The sequence below is a fragment of the Streptomyces sp. NPDC056503 genome, assembly GCF_042794995.1.
Classification (GTDB): Bacteria; Actinomycetota; Actinomycetes; order Streptomycetales; family Streptomycetaceae; genus Streptomyces.
Genome location: NZ_JBHTST010000062.1, coordinates 34,717 through 42,882, shown reverse-complemented (window position 1 = coordinate 42,882; position 8,166 = coordinate 34,717). Strand labels below are relative to the sequence as shown.

Sequence of the window (8,166 nt, the reverse complement as noted above, 5' to 3'; positions counted from 1 at the left end):
GTTTCGTCGATGCGAAACCGCCCCGGGCCCTCCTGCCGACGGGTGTCAGCCCATGAACTTCTTGAACTCGTCCGGCAGCTCGAAGTCCTGCGGGACCTGGCCCGCGCCGGGCAGCCCGAGGGCGCCGCCCTGCTGGGCCTGCTCCCGCTTCTGCTGGGCGGCCTGCTCCTCGGCCTTCCGCTTCATCGGGTTGCCGCTCTTGCGCTTGCCCTTGGCCTGCTTGATCTGCTTCTTCTGCCGGCCGGGGCCGCCGCCCATGCCCGGGATGCCGGGCATGCCGGGCAGGCCGCCGCCCTGGGCCATCCGGGACATCATCTTGCGGGCCTCGAAGAACCGCTCGACCAGGCCCTTCACGGCGCTGACCTCGACGCCGGAGCCCTTGGCGATACGGGCGCGGCGGGAGCCGTTGATGATGTTCGGGTCCTGGCGCTCGGCCGGGGTCATCGACTTGATGATGGCGGCGGTACGGTCCACGTCCCGCTCGTCGATGTTGGCGATCTGCTCCTTCATCTGCCCCATGCCGGGCAGCATGCCGAGGAGCTTCGAGATGGAGCCCATCTTGCGGACCTGCTCCATCTGGGCGAGGAAGTCGTCCAGGGTGAAGTCCTGGCCCTGCTTCGACGCGAGCTTCGAGGCCATCTTGGCGGCCTCTTCCTCGTCGAAGGTCTGCTGGGCCTTCTCGATGAGCGACAGCATGTCGCCCATGCCGAGGATGCGGGACGCCATGCGGTCCGGGTGGAACGCGTCGAACTCGTCCAGCTTCTCGCCGTTGGAGGCGAACATGATCTGCTTGCCGGTGACGTGCGCGATGGAGAGCGCGGCACCACCGCGGGCGTCGCCGTCGAGCTTGGAGAGCACGACGCCGTCGAAGCCGACGCCGTCCCGGAAGGCCTCGGCGGTGTTGACCGCGTCCTGACCGATCATGGCGTCGACGACGAAGAGGATCTCGTCGGGGCTGACGGCGTCGCGGATGTCCGCGGCCTGCTGCATCAGCTCCTGGTCGATGCCGAGGCGGCCGGCGGTGTCGACGACGACGATGTCGTACATCTTCGACCGGGCGTACTCGATCGAGTCCTTGGCGACCTGGACCGGGTCGCCGACGCCGTTGCCGGGCTGCGGGCCGTAGAAGGCGACGCCCGCGCGGTCGGCGACGACCGAGAGCTGGTTGACGGCGTTGGGGCGCTGGAGGTCGCAGGCGACGAGCAGCGGCGAGTGGCCCTGCCCCTTCAGCCAGAGGCCGAGCTTTCCGGCGAGGGTGGTCTTACCGGCACCCTGGAGACCGGCGAGCATGATCACGGTGGGCGCGGTCTTGGCGAACCGCAGCCGGCGGGTCTCGCCGCCGAGGATCGAGACCAGCTCGTCGTTGACGATCTTGATGACCTGCTGCGAGGGGTTCAGCGCCTTGGAGACCTCGGCGCCGAGGGCCCGCTCCTTGACGTTCTTGATGAACGCGCGGACGACCGGCAGGGCGACGTCGGCCTCGAGGAGGGCGATACGGATTTCCCGGGCCGCGCTGTCGATGTCCTGCTCGGAGAGGCGGCCTTTGCCCCGGAGGGACTTGAAAGTCGCGCTGAGGCGGTCGGAAAGCGTATCGAACACGGTGGTCGCGATCCTCGGGTCGGGGCGGATGGTCGCCACCCAGGGTATCCGGCCGGGCGGCGACCCTGCCCTTGCCCGTCGGATTGGGCCGACGAGGCCCTCGTCACCCCAGCGCCTCCTCCAGCGCCCGGGCCAGGTCGATCGCCTCCTCGTCCGGGAGGAGGGAGCCGTCCGGGCGGGTCACGTACAGGGTGTCGACGGCGTTGGCGCCGAGCGTGGAGACATGGGCGCTGCGGACCCGTACCGCCGCTCCCTCCAGGGCGCGGCCGATGCGGTGGAGCAGCCCCGGGGCGTCCTGGGCGCGGACCTCCAGGACGGTGGCGAGGCGGGATTCGGCCGGGGCGACGGTGACGCGGGGCGGCGGGGCCTGGACGCCGCGGCGGCGCGGGTAGGCGGCCTCGCGCTCGGCGAGCCGGGCGGGGATGTCGAGGGAGCCGTCCAGGGCGCGCAGCAGGTCGGCGCGGAGCCGGTGGCCCTGGGGCAGCGCGCCGTACTCGGCGGCGACCCGCCAGTCGAGGACGAGGACGGAGCCGGGGCCGGGGCCGAGTTCGGCGGGGAGGTCGACGGCGCGGAGGTCGGCGGCGCGGACGGTGAGCCGGTGGAGGGCGAGGACGCCGGCGACGGCGGGGAGCACGCCGGGCTGGTCGGGCAGGGCGATGACGAGTTCGACGCCGACGGGCTCGGGCTCGTCGGGGTCGAGGGGCTGCTCGTCGCGCGTGTGGAGGGTGAGGGCGGGTTCGCCGGTGCGCAGGGCCTCGACGGCGAGCCGTTCCTGTTCGGCGCTGGGCGCGGCGGCCTCGGGGTCGGGCAGGGGCTCGCCCGCGAGGACGCCGGAGACCCGTTTGACGAGGTCGGCGACGAGGGAGGCGCGCCAGGCGGACCAGGCCGCGGGGCCGGTGGCCAGCGCGTCGGCCTCGGTGAGGGCGTGGAGGAGTTCGAGGGTGCCGACGGTGCCGACGGCGGCGGCGACGGACTGGACGGTGGCGGGGTCGTCGAGGTCGCGGCGGGTGGCGGTGTCGACGAGGAGGAGGTGGTGGCGGACGACGGTGGCGACGGTGGCGGTGTCGATGCGGTCGAAGCCGACGCGGGCGGCGAGGTCGCGGGCGATGGTCTCGCCGGCGACGGAGTGGTCGCCGGGCCAGCCCTTGCCGATGTCGTGGAGGAGGGCGGCGACGAGGAGGAGGTCGGGGCGGCCGACGCGGCGGGTGAGGGAGGCCGCGCGGACGGCGGTCTCGACGAGGTGCCGGTCGACGGTCCAGGTGTGGACGGGGTTGCGCTGGGGGCGGTGGCGGACGCGTTCCCAGTCGGGCAGGAGGCGGGTGACGAGCCCCTCGGCCTCCAGGGCCTCCCAGACGGGTACGGCGGGGGCGCCGGCGCCGAGGAGGGTGACGAGCGATTCGCGGGCCTCGGCGGGCCAGGGCACCGGCAGGGCCTTCGCGGTGGCGGCGAGGTGGCGTACGGCGTGCGGGGAGAGCGGCAGGCCGTGCTGGGCGGCCGCGGCGGCGGCGCGCAGCGGGAGGCCGGGGTCGCGTTCGGGGCGGGCGGAGCGGGCGAGGACGGCCTCGCCGTCCATCTCGACGACGCCTTCGGCGAGCGGGGTGCGTTCGACGGGCTGTTTCCGCTCGCCGGAGCGGCCGCCGAGGAGGCTGCGGAGCCGGGGGCGGGCGGAGCGGGCCTTGAGGACGCGGCCGACCTCGCGCCAGGTGACGTCGGAGGCGTACGTGACGGTGCCGGCGGCCTCGTACACGCCGCGGAGCAGGGTGTCGGCGTCGAGCAGGCCGAGTTCCTTGGCGACGGCGTCCTGTTCCTGGAGGGCGAGGCGGTCGGTGGCGCGGCCGGTGGCGAGGTGGAGGGCGTCGCGGGCGTCGAGGAGGCGGCGGCGGGCGGTGTCGAGGCCGGCGCGGGGGGCGTCGGCGAGCCAGGAGGCGGCGACGGCGCGCAGGGCCTGGGCGTCGCGGAGGCCGCCGCGGGCCTCCTTGAGGTCGGGTTCGAGGAGGAAGCGGAGTTCGCCGGAGCGTTCGGCGCGGTCGCGGCAGAGCTCGGCGAGTTCGGGGAGGCGGCGGGCGGCCTGGTTGCGCCAGTCGGCGAGGACGGTGGAGCGCAGGGCGGCGGCGAGGGCGGTGTCCCCGGCGAGCGGCCGGGCGTCGAGGAGGCCGAGCTGGACCTTGAGGTCCTCGGCGGCGGTGGCGCGGGCCTGGGCGGGGGTGCGGACCGAGTGGTCGAGGGCGAGCCCGAGGTCCCAGACGGGGTACCAGAGGCGGTCGGCGAGGGCGGCGACGGCCTCCTTGGGGGCGCTGCCGTCGTGGAGCAGGAGGAGGTCGAGGTCGCTGCGCGGGGAGAGCTCGGCGCGGCCGTAGCCGCCGACGGCGACGAGGGCGATCCCCTTGGGCGGTGCGGCGGCGGCGAAGAGGCCGGCGAGCCAGTCGTCGGTGAGGCGGGCGAGGGCGCCGCGGCGTTCCGGTCCGGACGGTGCCTTCTCCTGGAGGAGCCGCAGCCGGGCCGCCGCGTAGCCGGGTCCCTGCTCTTCGGTCGCGTCCTGCGGTTCGAGGGTGGTCACCGGCGGCTCCTTCTCTGCGGATGGGGCTGCGGAAACGGCCCGGCGGACCGGTCGGTCCGTCGGGCCGTGCTGCTAGAGGGCGTCGGGTCCGCGCTCGCCCGTGCGGACGCGGACGGCGGTCTCGACCGGGACGCTCCACACCTTTCCGTCACCGATCTTGCCGGTGCGGGCCGCCTTCACGACGACGTCGATGAGCTGTTCGGCGTCCTCGTCCTCGACCAGGACCTCGATGCGGATCTTGGGGACGAGGTCGACGGTGTACTCGGCGCCGCGGTAGACCTCGGTGTGGCCGCGCTGGCGTCCGTACCCGCTGGCCTCGGTGACGGTGAGGCCGTGGACCCCGAAGGCCTGGAGGGCCTCCTTGATCTCGTCGAGCCGGTGCGGCTTCACGACCGCGGTGATGAGCTTCATGCGTCCACCTTCTTGTTCTCCGTGGCAACCGGCGCGGCGACGGCGGTGGTGCGCCCGGAGGCGCCGCCGCCGGCTCCGCTGAAGTCGTAGGCGGTCTCGGCGTGCTCGACCTGGTCGATGCCGGAGACCTCGTCGTCCTCGCTGACCCGCATGCCCATGGTCTTGTCGATGACCAGGGCGAGGATCGCGGAGACGACCAGAGAGTAGGCGAGGACGGCGAAGACGCCCACGGCCTGCTTGCCGAGCTGCTCCAGGCCGCCGCCGTAGAAGAGGCCCTTGGCGTCGGACTGGACGCCGCCGGTGGCGAAGAAGCCGACGAGGAGGGAGCCGATGACGCCGCCGACGAGGTGGACGCCGACGACGTCGAGGGAGTCGTCGTAGCCGAACTTGTACTTGAGGCCGACGGCCATGGCGCAGACGAGACCGGCGATGGCGCCGATGGCGATGGCGCCGAGCGGGGAGCAGGAGCCGCCGGAGGGGGTGATGGCGACGAGGCCGGCGACGGCGCCGGAGGCGGCGCCGAGGGTGGTGAAGGAGCCGTGGCGGAGCTTCTCGTAGGCGAGCCAGGCGAGCATGGCGGCGCCGGTGGCGACCTGGGTGTTGACGAACATGACGGCGCCGACGCCGTCGTCGTTGCCGAGCCACGAGCCGGCGTTGAAGCCGAACCAGCCGAACCAGAGGAGACCGGCGCCGAGCATGACCAGCGGGAGGCTGTGCGGGCGCATCGGGTCCTTCTTGAAGCCGACGCGCTTGCCGATGACCAGGATCACGCCGAGGGCCGCGGCACCGGCGTTGATGTGGACGGCCGTACCGCCGGCGAAGTCGATGACGCCCATCTCGAAGAGCCAGCCGCCGGCGCCCCAGACCCAGTGGGCGACGGGGAAGTAGACGACCGTGACCCAGAGGGTGATGAAGAGGGCCCAGGCGGTGAACTTGACCCGGTCGGCGAGGGCGCCGCTGATCAGGGCGGGGGTGAGGATGGCGAACATCAGCTGGAAGACGGCGAAGACGTACACCGGGATGGTGTAGCCGTCCCAGAGCTCGGTGACGCCGATGCCGCTGAGGCCGAGGTAGTCGGAGGACCAGCCGATGATGCCGCCGGTGTCGGTGCCGAAGGCGACGCTGAAGCCGTAGAGCACCCACAGGACCGTGACGATCCCGAGGCTGATGAAGCTCATCATCAGCATGTTGAGGGTGGACTTGACTCGGACCATGCCTCCGTAGAAGAAGGCGAGAGCCGGGGTCATCAGCATGACCAGGGCGGAGCAGATGAGCATGAACCCGGTGTTGGCGGCGGACAGCTCGGGGGCGTCTGCTGCCAGGGTCGTGATGGCTGGTGCCATCGGCGTCTCCTCGTCGTCGGATGCGGCCTGTGCGGGGCGGGGCCGGCGGTGAGCGGCGGCCTGAGGGGTGGCCGGTTATGGGCCAGAGATTCGCGCAGCGCGGTTTCCGACGATGCCGCTCGATGTTTCGGGGCAGTGACGAAGGGCGGGGGTGTGTTACGTGACCGTGAACACCCGGGTCACGGGGAGGTAACGGGCGTACTCTCCGGCCGGGCCCGGCGGACGCGGGGGCGTCCGGAACGCGGACCGGCCGCGCCGGCGTCCGTGTGTCCTGTGCGGCGGGGGAGCCGAGTCGGGCAGTACGGGACGTCCGGCGCGGCCGGGGTCGTGGGGCTCGCGGGAGCCGGCGGGCCGGTCAGACGGCCTCGGCGGACTCGGGCAGGAGCAGGGTGAGCCGGTCGGTGAGGTCGACGACCTCGGCGACGTCGCCGAAGTCGCGGGCGGCGGTGTCGACGGTCTTGCGGAGCCGGTTGTTGACCCGCTCGGAGCGGATGGAGCGGGCGACCCCGAGGGCCTTCTCGGCGAGGACGACGGACTGCTCGGGTTCCCGCTTGAGCAGGTGGACGGTGGCCATGCCGATGAGGTTGAGGGCGTACGACCGCTGGTGGTCGGGGTCCTTCCCGAAGAGTTCCACGGCCCGCTCCATGACGGGCTCGGCCAGCGAGGCGTAGCTCGGGGAGCGTCCGGCGACATAGGCGAGGTCGCGGTAGGAGTGGGAGTTCTCGCCGTTGAGCTCGGCCTCGGTGAAGAAGCGGATCCAGTCGGGCTCGGGCCCGCCCTCGAAGGCCGCGTCGGCGAAGGTGTCCTCGGCCATCCGGACGGCCCGCTTGCACTTGGAGGGCTGGCCCATGTTGGCGTAGGCGCGGGCCTCCATCGCATACAGCATGGCCTGGGTGCGGGGGGTGGCGCAGTCCCGACTGCCGTACTGGGCCAGATGGATGAGTTCGAGGGCGTCGTCGGGGCGGCCGAGGTGGATCATCTGCCGGCTCATGGAGGAGAGGATGTAGGAGCCGAGCGGCTTGTCGCCGGCCTCCTTGGCGGCGTGCAGGGCGAGGACGAAGTACTTCTGGGCGGTGGGCTGGAGTCCCACGTCGTAGCTCATCCACCCGGCGAGTTCGGCGAGTTCGGCGGCGACGGTGAAGAGGCGCTTGGCGGTGGCGGCCGGCTGGGGCTCCTGGAGGAGGTCGGTGACCTCGTGGAGCTGGCCGACGACGGCCTTGCGGCGCAGTCCGCCGCCGCACTGGGCGTCCCACTTGCGGAACATGGCGGTGGTGGATTCGAGGAGGTCCAGCTCGATGTCGGAGAGCCGGCGGGGGCGGCGCCCGTCGGGTGCCTGGTCGGCCGCGGGTTCGCCGGTGGGGGTGGGCACCAGCCAGCGCTGCATGGGCTCGATGAGGGCGGGGCCTGCGGCGAGCTGGAGCGAGGAGCCGAGGAAGCCGCGCCGGGCGAGCATGAGGTCGCTGCGGGAGAACTCGCTGAGCAGGGTGACGGTCTGCGGCCCCGCCCAGGGGAGGTCGACGCCGGAGACGGAGGGCGTCTGGTGGGCGGTGCGCAGTCCGAGGTCCTCGATGGCGACGACGGAGCCGAAGCGCTCGGAGAACAGCTCGGAGAGGATTCTCGGGATGGGTTCGCGGGGCTGTTCGCCGTCGAGCCAGCGGCGGACGCGGGAGGTGTCGGTGGAGATGTGGTGCGCGCCCATCTGGCGGGCCCTGCGGTTGACCTGGCGGGCCAGTTCGCCCTTGGACCAGCCGCTGCGCACGAACCACGAGCCGAGCCGCTCGTTGGGGCGCTTGCCGGCAGTCGTACCGTCTGTGCCGTTGCCGCCCACTGGAACGCCCCCATCCACCTGATTGCCTGTCGTGCGAACCCCTATCAGAATGCCGCGTCCCGCGGCTCCCCGCCCGGTGTTCCGACTCCTTCGAACGGGAAACCGCCTTGCCTCCGGCATACCCACCCGCGCACGCTCCTCCGGGCTTCGGGTACCGAAAGTAATCCTACGATCACCCCTGCGGTGAGGGCGTCACAAGAAACGCCACCATTCGCCACCCCTTCGAATGAACTCGCCGGGTGCTCCGCACGATTCACTTGACATGCGACGAACCGGAGTCGGCGGACGGAAGCACGAAGAGGCGCGCGCCACCGTGCGCACCACCCCGTTCACGACCGTGCGCCACCCCGGACGGCGAATCCCGGGCGTGGCGTCACCGAGCGTGATGGTGGTGTTCCGGCTCGTAACCACCGGCGCGTCCGACCCGT

Annotated in this window: 5 protein-coding genes; all 5 read right to left on the bottom strand. The window is 72.6% G+C overall.

The genetic code is table 11. The features are described 5' to 3' along the window. Positions 1 to 45: 45 nt before the first annotated feature. The 5 genes from ffh to ACFQ8C_RS19970 all read right to left on the bottom strand — a co-directional run bounded on the left by ffh (position 46) and on the right by ACFQ8C_RS19970 (position 7,738). A complete protein-coding gene (gene ffh, locus ACFQ8C_RS19990) occupies positions 46 to 1,599 on the bottom strand; it encodes a signal recognition particle protein (protein ID WP_383459110.1) in 1,554 nt (517 codons plus the stop codon). Between the two features lie 103 nt (positions 1,600 to 1,702). After that, positions 1,703 to 4,156: a [protein-PII] uridylyltransferase gene (locus tag ACFQ8C_RS19985; RefSeq protein ID WP_383459108.1), complete on the bottom strand. Its 2,454-nt coding sequence runs from the start codon at positions 4,154 to 4,156 to the stop codon at positions 1,703 to 1,705. Positions 4,157 to 4,228: 72 nt separating this feature from the next. Continuing rightward, the gene (locus ACFQ8C_RS19980) at positions 4,229 to 4,567 is read right to left on the bottom strand and encodes a P-II family nitrogen regulator (RefSeq protein WP_015036464.1); all 339 of its coding nucleotides are present in this window, start codon (positions 4,565 to 4,567) and stop codon (positions 4,229 to 4,231) included. Next, positions 4,564 to 5,910, bottom strand: coding sequence for an ammonium transporter (locus ACFQ8C_RS19975; protein WP_383459105.1), 1,347 nt, complete (start codon positions 5,908 to 5,910; stop codon positions 4,564 to 4,566). Before ACFQ8C_RS19975 ends, ACFQ8C_RS19980 begins: the two co-directional genes overlap by 4 nt. A gap of 355 nt (positions 5,911 to 6,265) precedes the next feature. Beyond that, positions 6,266 to 7,738, bottom strand: coding sequence for a hypothetical protein (locus tag ACFQ8C_RS19970; RefSeq protein WP_383459103.1), 1,473 nt, complete (start codon positions 7,736 to 7,738; stop codon positions 6,266 to 6,268). Between the last annotated feature and the right edge of the window lie 428 nt (positions 7,739 to 8,166).